The organism is Affinundibacterium amnicola (assembly GCF_014284275.1).
Classification (GTDB): domain Bacteria; phylum Pseudomonadota; class Gammaproteobacteria; order Burkholderiales; family Burkholderiaceae_D; genus Undibacterium; species Undibacterium amnicola.
In genome coordinates this window covers 184570-201015 of sequence record NZ_JACOFU010000003.1, presented here as the reverse complement: position 1 = coordinate 201015, position 16446 = coordinate 184570, and the positions used below count along the sequence as shown (strand labels likewise).

The 16446-nt window shown below is 43.7% G+C and carries 14 protein-coding genes and 2 tRNA genes; 4 read left to right on the top strand and 12 right to left on the bottom strand.

The features are described from left to right. Positions 1–136: 136 nt before the first annotated feature. Positions 137–658: a cyclic pyranopterin monophosphate synthase MoaC gene (gene moaC / locus H8K33_RS08875; RefSeq protein WP_186890663.1), complete on the top strand. Its 522-nt coding sequence runs from the start codon at positions 137–139 to the stop codon at positions 656–658. Positions 659–911: 253 nt separating this feature from the next. Here moaC and H8K33_RS08870 read toward each other — a convergent pair whose 3' ends face one another. After that, positions 912–2447: an acetyl-CoA hydrolase/transferase family protein gene (locus H8K33_RS08870; RefSeq protein ID WP_186890662.1), complete on the bottom strand. Its 1536-nt coding sequence runs from the start codon at positions 2445–2447 to the stop codon at positions 912–914. A 61-nt stretch (positions 2448–2508) separates the two neighbouring features. Continuing rightward, positions 2509–4173, bottom strand: coding sequence for a PglL family O-oligosaccharyltransferase (locus tag H8K33_RS08865; RefSeq protein WP_222613358.1), 1665 nt, complete (start codon positions 4171–4173; stop codon positions 2509–2511). A gap of 224 nt (positions 4174–4397) precedes the next feature. Here H8K33_RS08865 and tfpZ point away from each other — a divergent pair, with 224 nt between their 5' ends. After that, on the top strand, positions 4398–5147 hold the full coding sequence (gene tfpZ / locus H8K33_RS08860; RefSeq protein ID WP_281387322.1) for a TfpX/TfpZ family type IV pilin accessory protein: 750 nt from the start codon (positions 4398–4400) through the stop codon (positions 5145–5147). Positions 5148–5237: 90 nt separating this feature from the next. Here the strand turns inward: tfpZ and H8K33_RS08855 are convergent, their stop codons facing one another. From H8K33_RS08855 to recA, 7 genes are all read right to left on the bottom strand, one after another. Next, positions 5238–5819 (bottom strand): FHA domain-containing protein, encoded by a 582-nt coding sequence (locus H8K33_RS08855; protein WP_186890659.1) that lies wholly within the window; start codon positions 5817–5819, stop codon positions 5238–5240. 56 nt (positions 5820–5875) lie between these two features. Then, complete coding sequence (locus tag H8K33_RS08850; protein WP_186890658.1) at positions 5876–6682, bottom strand: Stp1/IreP family PP2C-type Ser/Thr phosphatase; 807 nt, start codon at positions 6680–6682, stop codon at positions 5876–5878. Positions 6683–6925: 243 nt separating this feature from the next. Then, positions 6926–7807 carry a succinate--CoA ligase subunit alpha gene (gene sucD / locus H8K33_RS08845; RefSeq protein ID WP_186890657.1) on the bottom strand — a complete coding sequence of 294 codons (882 nt, stop codon included), beginning with the start codon at positions 7805–7807 and terminating at the stop codon, positions 6926–6928. Between the two features lie 145 nt (positions 7808–7952). Beyond that, positions 7953–8156 carry a GIY-YIG nuclease family protein gene (locus H8K33_RS08840; protein ID WP_246443461.1) on the bottom strand — a complete coding sequence of 68 codons (204 nt, stop codon included), beginning with the start codon at positions 8154–8156 and terminating at the stop codon, positions 7953–7955. A 55-nt stretch (positions 8157–8211) separates the two neighbouring features. Beyond that, positions 8212–9396, bottom strand: coding sequence for an ADP-forming succinate--CoA ligase subunit beta (gene sucC / locus H8K33_RS08835; RefSeq protein WP_281387338.1), 1185 nt, complete (start codon positions 9394–9396; stop codon positions 8212–8214). A 607-nt stretch (positions 9397–10003) separates the two neighbouring features. Continuing rightward, entirely contained in the window at positions 10004–10459 is a 456-nt protein-coding gene (recX, locus tag H8K33_RS08830; RefSeq protein WP_186890655.1) for a recombination regulator RecX, read from the bottom strand. 208 nt (positions 10460–10667) lie between these two features. Next, positions 10668–11708 (bottom strand): recombinase RecA, encoded by a 1041-nt coding sequence (gene recA / locus H8K33_RS08825; RefSeq protein ID WP_186890654.1) that lies wholly within the window; start codon positions 11706–11708, stop codon positions 10668–10670. Positions 11709–11987: 279 nt separating this feature from the next. Here recA and H8K33_RS08820 point away from each other — a divergent pair, with 279 nt between their 5' ends. Beyond that, positions 11988–12980 carry a sulfotransferase family protein gene (locus tag H8K33_RS08820; RefSeq protein ID WP_186890653.1) on the top strand — a complete coding sequence of 331 codons (993 nt, stop codon included), beginning with the start codon at positions 11988–11990 and terminating at the stop codon, positions 12978–12980. Positions 12981–13347: 367 nt separating this feature from the next. Here H8K33_RS08820 and H8K33_RS08815 read toward each other — a convergent pair. The 3 genes from H8K33_RS08815 to gltX all read right to left on the bottom strand — a co-directional run bounded on the left by H8K33_RS08815 (position 13348) and on the right by gltX (position 15194). Continuing rightward, positions 13348–13423, bottom strand: a tRNA-Glu gene (locus H8K33_RS08815). Positions 13424–13602: 179 nt separating this feature from the next. Further along, positions 13603–13678: transfer RNA gene (locus H8K33_RS08810), tRNA-Ala, on the bottom strand. A gap of 97 nt (positions 13679–13775) precedes the next feature. Then, a complete protein-coding gene (gene gltX, locus H8K33_RS08805; RefSeq protein WP_186890652.1) occupies positions 13776–15194 on the bottom strand; it encodes a glutamate--tRNA ligase in 1419 nt (472 codons plus the stop codon). 271 nt (positions 15195–15465) lie between these two features. Here gltX and H8K33_RS08800 point away from each other — a divergent pair, with 271 nt between their 5' ends. Further along, positions 15466–16371 (top strand): pseudouridine synthase, encoded by a 906-nt coding sequence (locus H8K33_RS08800; protein WP_186890651.1) that lies wholly within the window; start codon positions 15466–15468, stop codon positions 16369–16371. Positions 16372–16446: the final 75 nt, after the last annotated feature.

Here is a 16446-nt window from a genome sequence, read left to right as displayed (position 1 = left end):
CGAATTAGATTAAAAATGCGTTACAACAAACTTGTGACTATGCTTGACATAAGGTCGAGTCAGACTGAGTTTATCGCCTTTTAATGACAGAGTATCTTAACTTACAATCGCTCACAATCGAATCGAGTGTTTATTTATGACTAGCAAAATTTCTACAAGTTCCGTCACAGAACTAAATGGTGGCTTAACCCATTTTGATCAAGGTGGGCAAGCGCATATGGTGGACGTCGGTGATAAAAATAGCACGCATCGTATCGCCGTTGCCGCTGGAAAAATACGCATGCAGGCAGCCACCTTTGCAATTATTCAAGGTGGTAATGCAAAGAAAGGCGACGTTATCGGTATCGCCCGAATTGCCGCGATCATGGCGGCAAAGCGTACCAGTGATTTGATTCCTTTATGCCATCCGCTCGCGCTGACGCGTGTAACGGTGGATTTTCAACTTGTGCCAGAAAGCCATAGTGTTGAATGCCAGGCGCAAGTGGAAACCTATGGCAAAACTGGGGTAGAAATGGAGGCCCTCACCGCCGTGCAAGTTGGTTTACTCACCATCTACGATATGTGCAAAGCGGTTGATCGTGGGATGGTGATGAGTGATATTCGCGTGTTAGAAAAACACGGTGGAAAATCGGGCGATTGGACTGCTGTTATTGATTGATACGTACTGATTAAGTATGCCTATCAAAAGGTAATCTCTAACCTTCGCACAATGTAGTCCGAAATAAGTTTCTTGGCAGTTCAGCGCGCCTTGTTTGGCTCCTTCCCCTTCAAGGGGAAGGTTGGGATGGGGATGGGTTAAGTCGTACAATTGAAGCTGCAGAATGCAACACGAAACACCCATCCCCACCCTAGCCCTGCCCTTGAAGGGAGGGAATTCCACAAAATTCACATTCGGATTTCTCGTTGAAATTTCAAACCGAAGGCAACATGCGCCCTTCGCGCTCATAACGACTATGCCAAGACAAAGCTTCATCAAGAATATGCGGCGTATGCATGCCGCCATGTCCTGCTTGCGCGCTGTGTTGCGCACGCTGAACATAGTCAAGCAGTGCAGGACGATAATCAGGATGGGCGCAGCGTTGAATAATTAATTCAGCGCGATGACGCGGTGCTAAACCACGCAAATCGGCTAAGCCTTGTTCGGTCACGACAATTTGTACATCATGCTCAGTATGATCAACATGACTAACCATCGGCACAATACAAGAAATCGCACCTCCCTTGGCGGTCGATGGTGTCATAAACATCGACACATAGGCATTGCGCGCAAAGTCACCTGAGCCACCTATTCCGTTCATGATGCGTGTGCCCATCACATGGGTTGAATTGACATTGCCATAAATATCGGCTTCTAACATACCATTCATAGAGATGACACCGAGGCGTCGAATTAATTCAGGATGATTTGAAATTTCTTGCGGGCGTAAAATGATCTTATTGCGATAGAAATCTAAGTTTTGTAAAAATTCCTCGTTCGCCGTAGGGCTCAAAGACAATGCTGTCGCCGAAGCCATAGTCATCTTGCCAGACTTGATCATTGCCAGCATGCCGTCTTGCAGCACTTCGGTGAATCCAGTTAGATTTTCAAATGGCCCGCGATTCAATCCAGCCAATACCGCGTTTGCAATATTGCCGACACCTGATTGCAAAGGCAAAAGTGCTGGCGGCATACGCCCCATTTTTACTTCTTGCGCAAAAAATTCCAAGATGTGCGCAGCTATTTTCTCTGAAGTTTGATCAGGTGCATTAAATTCTGTATTTCGATCAGACAAGTCCGTTTCAACCACCGCAACCACTTTATTCAAATCGACGCGCAAATACGGTTCGCCGATGCGATCACCTGTGTGTTCCATGGGTATCGGTTTGCGATGCGGTGGGCGCTCAGTGCCATAATAAATATCGTGCATGCCTTCAAGCGCTGCGCTCTGATGCGAGTTGACTTCCAAAATCACCTTATCCGCTTGGTCTAACCAGGTCTTGTTATTACCTACTGACGAAGATGGAATCAAGCGACCATCCGGCAATACACCAGCAACTTCAATGACGGCGACATTTAACTTACCCAAGAAACCAAACCACACAATTTGTGCTACATGAGATAAATGCAGATCGACATAATCCATCTGACCCGCATTAATCCGCGCACGGCAGGTTGGATCTGATTGATACGGCAGTCGCATGTTAATGCCACCCACTTTGGCTAAGGCACCATCCAATTCGGGTGCCGTTGATGCTCCCGTCCACACGCCAATACTAAATTTCGATTCACCTTGATTGGCCAACTCTATCCGACGCGCTAAAGCTTGCGGAATCAACTTAGGATAACCAGCACCGGTAAATCCACTCATTCCTACATGATCACCGTTTTCAATCAACATCGCAGCTTCCTCTGCGCTCATGATTTTTTGTTTCAATAATGGATGTTGAATGCGGGATGAAATCGTCATCTTTGTCTGACCTAAATTTGATTCATAAAATAGATTATCAACTCACAAGCTATCACTTGTATTACGGCGCATTTCGCGCCGGCATGGCTGCGAATACAGCGCTATATCGCGCATCCGTTTTCGCAAGTGTTTGCCAGTAATCGTAATATTCTGGATACGCAATCGGATGCAGTCGCTGCAAACTCTGCATGGTGCGTTTAGCAGCATCAATCTGGTTATTTAAAACATATGCCTGTGCAAGCTTATCCAAAATATGAACATAGCCAAAGCGATGGCTGGTAATGACCACAAACTGCAACTCTTCTGCCGACATGTCGCTACGAGGTTTCACTAACAACAATTTGAAATAATCAAAATAGTCCGGCATCAAAGTCCAACGCGGTGCTTGAATTTTTTCTTTGGGAATGAGGGCATAGTCTTTGTTTTGTCGAAAGGCGACAAAACCATCAACCACGCGGTGATAATCAACCCAAGCAAAAGCCAATATCGCAAAGCATACAGCCGACGCTGCTTGCACAAATCCTCGCGAAATCTGCCAACCCGAAGTTGACCAATGCAATTGATGTATTGCCCCCATCATTAAACCAATTGGCAAAAGTACATAGGCATACCACAAAGGAAATTCCACCAAGCTATGCACACCAACAGCAATTAAGATCATGAAAATAAATGTGACAGGCTTGTTTTGATGCTGCTCACGAGTGCCAAAAGTTTTCCAAAGCCAAACTAACAAAATCCCAAAAAATAAAATCGAAAACGGTAAACCTAACTCAGCAGCAAAATTCAAGACGATATTATGCGAATGTTCAGCATAAATCGTCGAAGTAAAATCTGCCGCTATCGCTACCTGCTGCGCACCGAAACCAGACCAACCTGCGCCTAGCCACGGATGCGTCGTGGCCATCGCCCATGCCTGTTGCAACAACACCGATCGCTCGGATCGACCGCCAACCCGTTCGCCTAAAGTACCAACAGCAAATCCTAAGAATTTGGCAAGCGTCGGCAAAGCAATGACCAAGCTCACATAAATCGCCAAAAGGCTCAGCATGCCAAGCAAAGTTAGCTTCTGCGTGGTTTTACGCAGATAGAGCACTAAAACGAATAAGGCCGGCAAAATAATCCAGCCTATCCTCGATTGCGTTAAGGCCAGCCCCCACAATAAAAACACCGCGATACACCAAGCAATTTTCCCAGACAAGCGACTGTTTTCTAACAACCACCACAAAGACGCAAATCCAAAAGAAATTAATAAAGCCAACTGATTTGGCTGTGCAACATTCGCAAAAGCGCGAATTGGATTCACACCGTCATTACTCATATACATCACTAGGGGGCGCCAATCCAGCCCCATAATTTGCACCTGTTGCATGAAAACAGATAACACCGCAGCCAGCAAGTAAACCACAGCAAACATTTGACACAGATCATCCGCATTGCCATTTAATCGCACCCAAGTCGCACCAAGCGCCATCGCGAGCATGGTGCAGAACAGGAAGAACAACGGATAGTAAATCGTCGCACCAGCGACCAAACCAACTACCGCTTGCAGACCCATGAACATCATAAGTAGAAGAACGATCACAACAATCGCTGGCACTACCAACTTATGCTTAGAAAATACGAAGAGAGGAAGGCAGGCAAGAAATACCCCGAGCACGACTGCAAACTCATGATAAAAACTACGGTAGGGATGAATATGCCCTGAATACAGCTGAGCAAACAGCAAACAAATTCCGAAAATCAGGATAGAGGGGCGAGTGCTATTTTTAAGAAACATCTTTTCTAGATATAATTTGTTGAGTGAATGTTGGCTATTGAAATTTCACGTAGACCATCATATTTTAAACGAATGGTTTTTAGCGCTGCCGCGACATGATATGTCTGCACTAAACAGCCATTTTCTGATATACAGATTCCTTTCCAACCTCATACTTTTCTATCGACACTATTATGTTTACACATCGCTTATCAAGTCTGAGCCGTCTCCAAGCCTTCGGTTTTCACTTTCTGGCAAGTGCCGCAGTGATCGCAATCATTTTTAGTTTTGTGAAACTTGTCTGGTATCCACATCAATTGTTTGAAGCCGCGGATGGCTTTGAACTGCTAAAAATCTTGGTCTTAGTCGATCTGATTTTAGGACCATTGATTATGTTAATCATCTTCAATCCGGCAAAGAAATCCCTCAAGTTCGATATTAGCACTGTCTTAGTATGCCAACTTTTATTCCTTGGATATGGAGTCTGGTCATTGTATACGGTACGTCCGGTCTACATCGCCTTCGTCGAAAAACAATTTTACCTAGTAAAGGCGAATGAAGTTGAAGATAAAGATTTGGAGAAAGCACAATTAGCGGAATTTAAAAGCTTGCCCCAATTTGGACCGATGTTTGTAGGAACCCAACTTCCCGAATCCAAGGAAAAACAAGAAGAAATCATGTTTGCTAAATTAGGCGGAATGGGAATACAGAATTTGCCACAATTTTATGTTCCCGTTAAAGATATCCAAAATCAGATTCGTACCGCAAGCGCATCTATTTCGGGATTATCAATAGACCAAGAAAGTAAAGCGCCACTTGAATTGATAGCTCAGGCATCAGAAGCAAAAGGCCAGAAAGTTTTATTTGCGCCGTTACTAACAAAAACCAAGCAATTATTTGTGATCGTTGATGCAAAAACTGGCGCACCAATTCAAACGAACTAATTCTTACCTCTCAAACTGAAGAGTGAGAATCATCAATAAAAAAGCGAGACACAACAATATTGTGTCTCGCTTCTTCTGAATCCCAATGAATTAATGCAGTTGAAATTCCATTTTGGTGCCAGACAAATCTATCTCATCACCATGCACTAATACTCTAGGACGAGCATCGGTAGCTTCGCCATTTATTTTAGGAAATACTTTACCTTCAACAAAGGTAATTTTAAAACGATTGCCATCACGTGCAATTGACACCACCAAAATACCAGGACTCCCTAAAGTTGTTACTGGTTTAGATAAAATCATTTCTTTGCCAGCGTTTGAACCTGTCAACACTTTGATTTTCCCAACTTTCAGAGTTTCGTCTGGAGACACCTGATAGTTATCAACTTCAACCACAAACTTTAATTGATACTTTCCCATTTCAATAACATCATCATGCTGCAAAAGATGCTTCTTAATAGGTTGACCGTTGACCGATGTACCGTTCGTGCTACCTAAATCAAGCACGTAAGTACCTTCAGAGGTTGTATCAATCGCCGCATGACGACCACTTACAGCAAGATGATCTAACACTAAGTCATTACCTGGTCGACGACCAATATTCAAGCGTGCACGGTCAATACTCATTTCCTTCTGAACCTGACCGTTAAAAACCACCACAACTTTTGCCATAATATGTCCGCTAAATACAAAATTAATTGATAGGAGAGTAAGGAGTTTCTTGTTTTTTAACTAGCAAAAATATACTCCATAAACCCTCGTTCATGCAATTCTTTAACGCGTATTAAAACAACGGAAATATTATCAAAACCACCCTGACGGTTTGCCAAATACACCAAAGTTTTACAGCAAGTATCTAAATCATTTGATTGTTCACGCAACACTGTTTGTAGATGAATCTGATCAAGCATGTCACTTAAGCCATCAGAACACAAAACAAAAATATCGCCGACGCGCATTTGATGATCATGCACTTCGACCTCAATGTCATCATTTGAGCCGACTGCACGTGTAATTAAATTTTTAATTGGCGACAAATGTGCATCGGCTTGCGATATTAAGCCCGCATCAATTTGTGCTTGCAACACGGAATGGTCGCGCGTAATTTGCTCTAAATATTGATCGCGAAATAAGTAAGCGCGGGAGTCTCCAACATGGCCAACGACCAACTTATCCTGATGGCACAAGGCAGTAACGATCGTCGTGCCCATGCCAAAGTTATCGGGGTTTTTGTTAGCTTGCTCAATCACCTTTTGATTCGCATAAACAATGGCATCGTTTATCCACTTTGCGGGAATAGATGTCTGCCAAGGCAATCGCGGCATCCAAGAACCCGCTTGTTTTTGCTGAATTTGCTCGCGAACTAAATCGACGCTCATTTGACTGGCGACTTCACCAGCGTTGTAACCGCCCATACCATCTGCCAAGATTGCCAACCCAATATCAGAACAAATAACGATCGCGTCCTCGTTATGACTACGGACTAAACCTGTGTCTGTGTGACTGGCAAACTCCAAAACTGTGTGTGCGGACATGTACAAGAATAATCAGAATGACATCGAAATTAAGAAAGCTAGAAGTTGCCCAAAAAAATGCTAAGCGAAATGAGCTTACCATTAACCAGAAGTATTATGAACTTAGTTTGCAAATTTTAATGTTTCAATAGCGCAACTACAACATTCGTCTGATCAGATTATTTTTAGAAGGATCAAAAAATAAGGGAGCCGCAGCTCCCTTATCAATATCTCTAAATAATTGGCATCTAGAGGAAACTTAAATTACAACATTGCTTTCAACAAACGCGCCATTTCTGACGGGTTCTTAGTTGCTTTGATACCGCATTCTTCCATGATATCCAATTTTGCTTGCGCAGTATCAGCACCACCAGAAATCAATGCACCAGCATGGCCCATACGTTTGCCTGGAGGCGCAGTTACACCAGCGATGAAACCAACGACTGGCTTCTTCATGTTGTCACGTACCCAGTAAGAAGCATTCGCTTCGTCTGGACCACCGATTTCACCGATCATGATCACAGCGTCTGTATCTGGATCATCGTTGAACATCTTCATGACGTCGATATGTTTCAAACCATTGATTGGATCGCCACCGATACCAACTGCAGAAGATTGACCCAAGCCGAGCGCTGTCAATTGACCAACTGCTTCGTAAGTCAATGTACCAGAGCGGGAAACCACGCCGATACGACCTTTACGGTGGATATGACCTGGCATAATGCCGATCTTAATTTCGTCTGGTGTGATCAAACCTGGGCAGTTAGGGCCGAGCAATTTTGTTTTGCTACCAGCTTTAGCCATGCGGTCTTTCAACATCATCATGTCACGGACAGGAATACCTTCTGTGATACAGATCGCCAAATCGAGATCCGCTTCAACCGCTTCCCAGATCGCCGCTGCTGCGCCTGCTGGTGGAACGTAGATTACGGAAACTGTCGCGCCAGTAGCCGCTTTAGCTTCAGAAACATTCGCGTAGATTGGGATGCCTTCGAAGTCTTCGCCAGCTTTCTTAGGATTAACGCCAGCAACGAAACAGTTTTGACCGTTCGCGTAATCGCGGCACATACGTGTATGGAACTGGCCAGTTTTACCAGTGATACCTTGGGTGATGACTTTAGTGTCTTTATTAATCAGGATACTCATTTTTCTTTCCTTTTAACTTGTCGTTCCCGCGGTTTTTGGCGGGAATCCAGCGTCGTTATGCAGTCAGGTTTAAATACAAATCGTTCCAATAAGGATTAGCGTTTTCGATCAATCTGATTTTCCAATCACGGTTCCATTTTTTGATTTACTTCTCACGCAAAATCGCACCGGCGATTTCTTCATGTTGTTCGAACCAAACCAATTGATCGATACCGTGTTGCTTGGTAAAACCCTCAACAAATTTATTCTTATGCTGCCACACTCGCTCCATCAGATTTGCCGTCACACCTAAATATAAAGTGCCATTGCGCTGACTCGCCAACATGTAAACGTAATAGTATTTGTCCATCAATCTACGACGCTAGGTTCCCGCCTAATACCGCGGGAACGACAGTTCTAAATTATTAAGATTGACCGGCAGCAGCGGCAACAACCTTCTGCGCCGCTTCTTCCATCGTGTCTGCAGCGATGATAGGCAAACCAGAGTCAGCCAGCATTTGCTTGCCGATTTCTTCGTTAGTACCTTTCATACGTACCACCAAAGGTACTTGCAAGGACACTGCCTTAGATGCAGTGATCACGCCTTCAGCGATCACGTCGCAACGCATAATGCCGCCAAAGATGTTGACCAAGATTGCTTTCAAACCTGGGTTTTTCAACATGATCTTGAATGCTTCAGTCACTTTTTCTGCGGTCGCACCACCACCTACGTCCAAGAAGTTAGCTGGCTCACCGCCGAACAACTTAATCGTATCCATCGTTGCCATCGCCAAACCAGCACCATTCACCAAGCAACCGATGTTACCGTCGAGGGAGATGTAAGCAAGGTCAAATTTAGATGCTTCGATTTCTGCTGGATCTTCTTCATCCAAATCGCGGTACGCAACGATTTCTGGTTGACGGAACAAAGAGTTTGCGTCGAAGTTGAATTTCGCGTCGAGCGCGATCACTTTGCCTGAACCAGTCAAGATCAAAGGATTGATTTCTGCTAAAGAGCAATCGGTTTCCATGAAAGCTTTGTACAAGCCTTTCAACTGAACACGTGCGTCTTCGATAGAGCCTTCTGGTACACCGATTTTACGGGAGATATCATCTGCTTCTGCATCTTGCAGGCCAGCAGTTGGATCGATCGCGATAGAGTGGATCAATTCTGGATGAGATTCAGCCACTTCTTCGATGTCCATACCGCCTTCAGAAGACGCCATCAACACCACGCGTTGGCTGATACGGTCAGTAACCATACTGACGTACAGTTCTTTTTTGATGTCAGCGCCTTCTTCGATCAATAAGCGACGAACTTTTTGACCTTCAGGGCTAGTTTGATGCGTGATCAATTGCATGCCCATGATTGCTTCCGCATATTCACGTACTTGCTCCATGGATTTAGCGACTTTAACGCCACCACCTTTACCACGGCCACCGGCGTGAATTTGTGCTTTGACTACCCATACTGGACCGCCTAAAGTTTCAGCAGCTTTGACTGCTTCTTCAACGGACATGCATGGGATACCGCGCGGTACGGTCACTCCGTATTTACGGAGGATTTCTTTACCCTGATACTCATGGATTTTCATACGACTTCCCTTCAGACACTGAGGTATTAGTTAAAAAGTAAAAACAAAAAAAACCTAAACTCGATATACACACTGTTAAAGCACAAACATTCAAAATTCAGTCTAGCTACAACACAAAAAATCTACGGTACAAACAAAAAAACGTAACAGCCAACTTGGATGTTACGTCTCTTAAGCAAAACCACTGGAACAGTGAGAAAATTTTGTGTGCATCAATTCAGCACGAGCAAAAGCACGATCGGCCTGATCACATATCAATTTATCCGAGCTTTGTTGACAAAGCTGGACAAAGAATTCAAACCCTGAAACGGGCGTCAAAAAAGTAATCAATTTGATTAAGGCCATCATGCCTGTAGGCGGCAATTTGAATATAAAAAGCCACAATTGCGTGCGTCATCGCAGTTTCTACGATCACAGCCGCTCTTGCGGCATTGCAAAAAACCTGTGGATTCTAGCACAGCTAAGCGATGAATTCTATTTTTTGGTTAGACCAATTATGTCCAGACAATCGTCAAAAATACCTTTTTTTAACGCTTTAACAGCATTTTTGATGCATTCTCAATTCTGTCTGATCCAAGTCAAAGTACAAAACAATATCAAGGAACAAAAAAACGATGCGATTTTATTCATCGTCATCACGAGGCGCCCGCAAAGCTTGGTTAATTGCACGACTTGAAAAACCGCGCTGCGCGAGAAACTGCATTTGTTTTGCTTTTTCGCGATGATCAACAGGCGCGGTTGAAAACTTTCTCCATAAAACTTCAAGCGCCCTTTGCATCTCTGTTTCTTGCAATTCTTCTTTAATATCGGACAAATCGTCTTTGCTCAAGTTATGGCTTTGCAACTCCGCTAAAATCTTCTGATTTCCAAACCGCGCCTGTCGCTTATGCACCAAAGCTTCAGAGAAACGCTGATCAGACAAGAATTTAGATTCTTCCAACCAATTGAGCAGCCCCTCCAAATCACTAGCTTCTTCCACATAAGGAGAAAGCTTCCGTACTAACTCAAGACGGCTGTGCTCACGCATAGAAAGATAGCGTAAAGCACGCGCCTTTAAACTAATTTTAGGTCTATTCATGACGAAAGGAGTTACCTATAGAAATCATAAGTAGCATTGAATTTACTTGAAAATTACAGTGCATCAACTCAACACATAAAATAGATGAAGCATCGATTGACCAATAAACAAAAAAAATCGACCACTCGTTGCCAAGTAGGTCGATTTAAGACTACCGTGATCTATAAAAAAGTGAATTGATCAATCCAAACTTTATCGCGATGACTGACTATGCGCTCTCAGGAAGCGCTGGCAAGAGTGGAACGCCTAACTGTTCGCGAACTTTATTTTCAATTTCATAGGCTAGCGCAGGACGCTCAATCAAGAAATTACGTGCATTATCTTTGCCCTGACCGATTTTCTCGCCGTTATAGCTATACCAAGAACCAGATTTTTCAACGATCTTACAGTCGGCACCCAAATCCAAAATTTCACCTTCACGCGAAGTGCCTGCGCCGTACAGAATGTCGAAATGTGCTTCTTTAAACGGTGGTGCAACTTTATTCTTAACAACCTTCACCTTGGTTTCATTACCAATCACTTCATCGCCCGCTTTAATAGAGCCAGTACGACGGATATCTAAACGTACAGAAGCATAAAACTTCAATGCATTACCACCCGTCGTTGTTTCCGGACTACCAAACATCACACCAATTTTCATACGAATCTGATTAATGAAAATCACCAGTGTATTAGTACGATTGATGCTACCAGTCAATTTGCGTAATGCTTGCGACATCAAGCGTGCTTGCAAGCCAGGCAAAGAGTCCCCCATGTCGCCCTCAATCTCTGCTTTTGGCGTCAAAGCAGCAACTGAATCGACGACCACTAAATCGACACTACCAGAACGCACCAAGGCATCCGTAATTTCCAATGCCTGCTCACCTGTATCTGGCTGTGAAATCAGCAAATCATTCAAATTAACGCCAAGCTTTTGTGCATAACCAACGTCCAAGGCATGTTCCGCATCAATAAAAGCACATGTGCCGCCTAACTTTTGCATTTCTGCAATCACTTGCAAAGTCAGTGTCGTTTTACCAGATGATTCTGGGCCATAAATTTCAACTACACGACCACGTGGCAAACCACCAACACCCAACGCGATATCCAAACCAAGAGAGCCTGTGGAGACAACTTGTATTTCCTCAACCGCAGCGCCATCAGCTAAACGCATAATTGAGCCTTTACCAAATTGCTTTTCAATCTGCGCTAAAGCAGCAGCTAAGGCTTTACTCTTATCGGCGCTGTTATCAGTTTTTCTGTCGTCCATGATTTCTTCCTGGTTAGTACAAAGATATGTATCAAATAATATTAAGGTGCTGGCAAAATCTGTAGCAGTGCGATAAAAACCTGCGCAAATCACTGCATGTCGACACTGTATAAAAAATCAGTAGTTTGTGCAAGCTTCTTTTTAAAATATTTTTTGCTGCTGGATTTAATCGCAGATAACGGTTAGAACCAATAATATTAACTTCCCAACTAAATCTATCAAACCTACAATAGTCGAATCGAAATAATTACAATTTCACTATTCCACCTTAGCCCACCCATGCAAACATCGCTTAGTTTTGTAGCAGAACATCGTTCCTTAATTCAGGGAGAGTTAGTTGAACAAAATCAGCTTTCCTCTTTGAAAAATTGGTATCCAGTCAGCATTTGCGATCAAACCTTAGATATTTTTTGGCGCGATATGGGTGAACAAAAATTTCACGCATCTTTTTTTCAAAACACTTTACATGAGCAAGCCCAAGAGCGGCGTCGCGTTTGCAGAACATCAGTCAACGCGTTAGCTCAATTTACAAATTCTGTTGAGCCAACCGCATTTGTATTCCACGTTTCGCGTTGTGGTTCAACCTTATTGACACAAATGCTCAGCACCTTAGCTCACTGTATCGTGCTTTCTGAACCGCCTGTGATCGATATATTTTTTCGCACTCATAAAGAATCAAACGAAAGAAACATCGACACCTTTCGACAATTAGTCTCAGCACTAGGACAAAAACGCTTCGATAATGATAGAAATTTAATTATTAAGTTAGATAGCTGGCATTTGGGACGAATAGCTTTTATCCGCGCGGCTTTCCCGCAAACACCTCTTCTTTTTTTATATCGAGATCCACAGCAAGTACTAGCATCGCATCAGCGCCAACGTGGCCCGCAAATGATTCCTGATTTTGTTGACATGGGTTGTTTATGCATTGATAAAAGTGAATTATCTCAGGGGGATCTTGATGGATACTGCCTCAGAGTGTTAGACCGATTCTATGCCACCGCGATTGAGCACCAACACCAGAACGATCTGAAGCTAATTAATTACTGCGAATTACCAATGTTTATTTGGAAAAAATTGTTATCGCAATTAAGTATTGATTGCAGTGTAGAAGAATTGGCACAGCTAAAAGCACGTTCACAATTTCATTCGAAACATCCACATCAATCATTTAACGGAGATCCACCGCTACTGAAAGAACATGCCCATTTCAAAGCGACGCGAGAACTTTACCAACAACTAGAATCTTTACGTCTGACACATTCAACATAATCGAATGAGCTTATAAGTAGCTATCAAACAGATAAACATTCCCTTAAATGACTAGATGTCTAGGATTTGATCTGGCATTACAGGCGCTGACTTTCATCCACGAATGCAGCTCGCAATCCCGCAGCAAGGCTGAACTTTGTCAAATGTTCTCGCATGAGTAAGATCATTTTTATTCGCAAAACAAAAAAGCCGCTAAGTCTTTCAACTTAGCGGCTTTATCTGGCGTCCCCAAGGGGATTCTCCTACACTAGCGCAGGCCGCGGATTCGCTTGCAAGCGAATCCCTTCGAATCCCCAGCGCGAGCAATGCTCGCTTTGCTTTGACAAAACAAAAAAGCCGCTAAGTCTTTAAACTTAGCGGCTTTATCTGGCGTCCCCAAGGGGATTCGAACCCCTGTACTCACCGTGAAAGGGTGATGTCCTAGGCCTCTAGACGATGGGGACATAAATCTGTCCTTATTACTGACCTTGTTTTGCTGCTTTTACCTGAATTATTTCGCTTCGTTAATTACGTTTGCGATCAAGTAAGACCAAGATTATATACTCAACTTCTTCATTCTTGCAAGCACTTTTCTAAAACTTCTTAAAAAATTACTTTGCTGATTTGAGTTACAAACTGATCGTGGTGGAGGTAAGCGGAATCGAACCGCTGACCTCTTGCATGCCATGCAAGCGCTCTACCAACTGAGCTATACCCCCGTACAAAACAGAAACGGGAGTATAGCAAGTTTCAAGTTTGCTTGTAAAGCTTAAAGCTTGACAGACAACTTGCAGATTCAATATTGAAGCGAAATGCTCAAGCTTTCGCGAGGCGTGCTAACACAACTTCACGACCAAACAATTCAATCACTGCATCGATCGATGGAGTTTGCAATTGACCTGTCAACAGCAAACGCAGAGGCATGGCGAGTTGCGGCATTTTCAAACTATGCTTTGCCAAGATCTCTTTCATCGTTGCCGCAATGGCGGTTTTACTCCATTCGACAGTAGCACATGCTTGCGTAAATTCTTGTAAAGCTGGCTTGATCGCATCAGTAATATGTTGTTCCACCAAAGCCAAGTCGGGTGCTGGCTGGCGATAAAACAGCATCGCTGCTTGCGCCAATTCGATTGTGGTATTGGTGCGCTCTTTAAGCAAAGCAATCACAGATGCTAATGCTGGCGCGCCTTCGAATTGCGCGCCGAGTTTTTCCATATCAACTCGAATCAAATCCGCTAAACGCTGATTGTCGGCCGCCTTGATGTAATGATTATTCAACCACGCCAGTTTTTCTGGATTAAATTGCGCAGCAGAACTCGACAAATGTGTCAGATCAAACCAACTGATCATTTGCTCCATGCTAAAGACTTCGTCATCACCATGACTCCAACCTAATCGTGCCAAATAGTTCAATAGAGCTTCTGGCAAAAATCCTTTGTCTAGATAATCCATCACACTCACAGCATCACGGCGCTTAGACAGTTTCTGCCCATCGGTTCCGAGGATCATCGGCACATGACCATAGAACGGTAGTGGCGCACCCAACGCGTTCAAAATATTAATTTGGCGCGGTGTATTATTCACGTGATCATCACCACGAATGACATGGGTGATTTGCATATCACTATCATCCACCGCTACGCAAAAATTGTAGGTCGGCGTGCCATCTGGGCGGGCGATAACTAAATCATCCAATTCACGATTTGAGATCGTGATCGTGCCCTTGACGACATCGTTCCAACTAACATCGCCATCTTGAGGATTCTTAAAGCGAATCACCGGTTTGCGATCAGCAGGAATCGCTGGCAAAGTTTTTCCCGGCTCTGGACGCCAAGTACCATCGTAGCGAGGTTTGTCACCAGCAGCACGTTGACGTTCACGCATCGCCTCGACTTCATCGGTCGAACAATAGCAGTGATAAGCAGTACCATCTTCCAACATTCTTGCGAGCACTTCACGATAGCGATCCATGCGTTTCATTTGATAATATGGACCTTCGTCATGTTGCAAGTTCAGCCAATTCATACCATCTAAAATCGCTTGTACCGCTTCTGGCGTTGAGCGTTCCAAATCGGTATCTTCAATCCGCAAGACAAAAGTGCCACCAAAATGGCGCGCAAACGCCCAGCTAAATAAGGCAGTACGAGCACCACCAACATGAAGGTAACCAGTAGGACTTGGTGCAAAACGCGTGCGCACTGGCGTTGTAGGAGTAGGTAAATGAGAAGCGGTCATCGATGCAGGGCGGATTTCAGAGTGAATAGCGACAAATCGAAGCCAAGAACTCTAAAACAATCGCAAAAAAGTAAAAACGCTATTTTACCGCCTTAGCGACTTCGAAGATACCTCACTGATTGCCCGTCAAGCTCGCTGTTCGCTATCAATCGAAACACATGGCAATACTAGAATCGCATCAAAATGTTAATATGACGACCTTGTATTAGGTATTAACTAGTTGTTAGTTAGTTGTTCATAACTGTTCGCAACTCAGTAAATTATCAAGCCAGTGAACGAATTCAACCGAAACTTATCCGCACCGTTACCGAGCAAAAACGGCATCAGTCCCAGCTATATTTGGCTGCCTGAGGGGCATTGGGAAAATGCACTCACATTCCTCTCTGCGCAATTGCCAGACATCAGCCCTGATATCTGGCGCAAACGCATGGATAAGAAAGAAGTTTGCGATGCGCATGGAAACAATCTACAAGCGGAAAGTCCAGTAAAACGCGGCATGTGCATTTATTACTATCGCGAAATCGAAAATGAAACACGCGTTCCATTCCAAGAAAAAATTCTCTTTGAAGATGAACATTTATTAGTCGCAGATAAGCCGCATTTTTTGGCAGTCACACCGGGCGGACTATATTTGCGCGAAACTTTATTAGTGAGACTGAAAGTCAGTACCGGCATCGATCACCTAAGCCCCTTACATCGCTTAGATCGAGAAACCGCTGGCGTGATTTTGTTTTCGAAACAAATACAGAGCCGCGGTGCTTATCAAAGTTTATTTCAAACACGCCAAATCGAAAAAACTTATCACGCATTAGCAGCGCATTTGCCACTGCAATCTTTCCCTCTTTGTAAATCAAGTCGCATCGAAGAAAGTAAACGTTTTTTTATGATGCACGAAGTAGCAGGTGTCGCAAATAGTAAGACGCTAATTAGCGTAATCGATCATCGCGACAATATCGATTTATACCAATTACGACCATCTACAGGCAAAAGACATCAGTTAAGACTACATATGACTAGTCTGGGAGCACCGATATTGAACGATCAGTTTTATCCAGTGCCAAAGCCAGTTGGCAATGATGATTACAGCAAACCATTAAAGTTACTGGCAAAATCCATCGCCTTCATCGACCCAATTAATCACCAAAAGAGAGAATTCCATAGCGAGCAAAGTCTCTAGGCGCACCTAGGTTTACTATTGATGCTGATCAAATCAATGGCAAGGCGGTTGACAAGAATTGCCGTCCGAAGTATT

Bases quoted from the DNA above. Each gene is read 5' to 3' on its own strand.
- H8K33_RS08870 (WP_186890662.1), bottom strand. From the start codon at position 2,447: ATGACGATTTCATCCCGCATTCAACATCCATTATTGAAACAAAAAATC.
- tfpZ (WP_281387322.1), top strand. From the start codon at position 4,398: ATGTTTACACATCGCTTATCAAGTCTGAGCCGTCTCCAAGCCTTCGGT.
- gltX (WP_186890652.1), bottom strand. From the start codon at position 15,194: ATGACCGCTTCTCATTTACCTACTCCTACAACGCCAGTGCGCACGCGT.
- sucD (WP_186890657.1), bottom strand. From the start codon at position 7,807: ATGAGTATCCTGATTAATAAAGACACTAAAGTCATCACCCAAGGTATC.
- recA (WP_186890654.1), bottom strand. From the start codon at position 11,708: ATGGACGACAGAAAAACTGATAACAGCGCCGATAAGAGTAAAGCCTTA.
- H8K33_RS08850 (WP_186890658.1), bottom strand. From the start codon at position 6,682: ATGTCCGCACACACAGTTTTGGAGTTTGCCAGTCACACAGACACAGGT.
- H8K33_RS08840 (WP_246443461.1), bottom strand. From the start codon at position 8,156: ATGGACAAATACTATTACGTTTACATGTTGGCGAGTCAGCGCAATGGC.
- H8K33_RS08820 (WP_186890653.1), top strand. From the start codon at position 11,988: ATGCAAACATCGCTTAGTTTTGTAGCAGAACATCGTTCCTTAATTCAG.
- moaC (WP_186890663.1), top strand. From the start codon at position 137: ATGACTAGCAAAATTTCTACAAGTTCCGTCACAGAACTAAATGGTGGC.
- recX (WP_186890655.1), bottom strand. From the start codon at position 10,459: ATGAATAGACCTAAAATTAGTTTAAAGGCGCGTGCTTTACGCTATCTT.
- H8K33_RS08855 (WP_186890659.1), bottom strand. From the start codon at position 5,819: ATGGCAAAAGTTGTGGTGGTTTTTAACGGTCAGGTTCAGAAGGAAATG.